At 43.2% G+C, this 771-nt stretch carries 1 protein-coding gene; it reads right to left on the bottom strand.

Annotated elements, in window-relative coordinates:
• Nucleotides 1-771 (bottom strand): glutamine-hydrolyzing GMP synthase (guaA, locus tag ABN217_RS19200; protein ID WP_349459848.1); only part of this gene is annotated, 771 nt, incomplete at both ends.

The raw sequence follows: 771 nt of genomic DNA, 5'->3' as shown, positions 1-771 counted from the left end.
CAACACGTGAAATTCCGCCTACTTCATTGATAATACGGTTAGAAACACGTCCTAAGAAGTCATACGGTAAATGTGCCCAATGTGCCGTCATAAAGTCTACCGTCTCAACTGCGCGTAATGAAACGACCCAATCATATTTACGGCCATCACCCATTACACCGACTGAACGTACAGGTAAGAACACAGTAAACGCCTGACTGACCTTGTTATATAAATCAGCTTTATGCAGTTCTTCAATAAAAATTGCATCCGCACGGCGTAGGAGATCGCAGTACTCTTTCTTCACTTCGCCAAGAACACGAACACCAAGGCCCGGACCTGGGAATGGATGGCGATATAACATGTCGTATGGCAGTCCAAGTTCAAGACCAATTTTACGCACTTCGTCTTTGAACAGCTCTTTCAATGGTTCAACAAGACCCAGTTTCATGTCTTCTGGTAAGCCGCCTACGTTATGGTGAGATTTAATAACGTGTGCTTTACCTGTTGCTGATGCGGCAGATTCAATGATGTCTGGGTAAATTGTACCTTGTGCCAGCCACTTAACTTGAGTTTGTTTTGATGCTTCCTCATCGAATACATCAATAAACACGTGACCAATCGCCTTACGTTTTGCTTCGGGATCATTAATACCCGCTAATGCATTCAAAAAGCGATCTTCTGGTGTAACGTGGATAATGTTCAGGTCGAATTTGCCAGCAAACATTTCCATTACTTGGTCGGCTTCGTTTAAACGTAGTAAGCCGTTATCAACAAATACACAGGTTAAAC

Source organism: Proteus sp. fly-1067 (genome assembly GCF_040139345.1).
GTDB lineage: Bacteria > Pseudomonadota > Gammaproteobacteria > Enterobacterales > Enterobacteriaceae > Proteus > Proteus vulgaris_B.
Note: the sequence above shows the minus strand (reverse complement) of the source record. Positions and strands in the feature narration are given on the sequence as shown.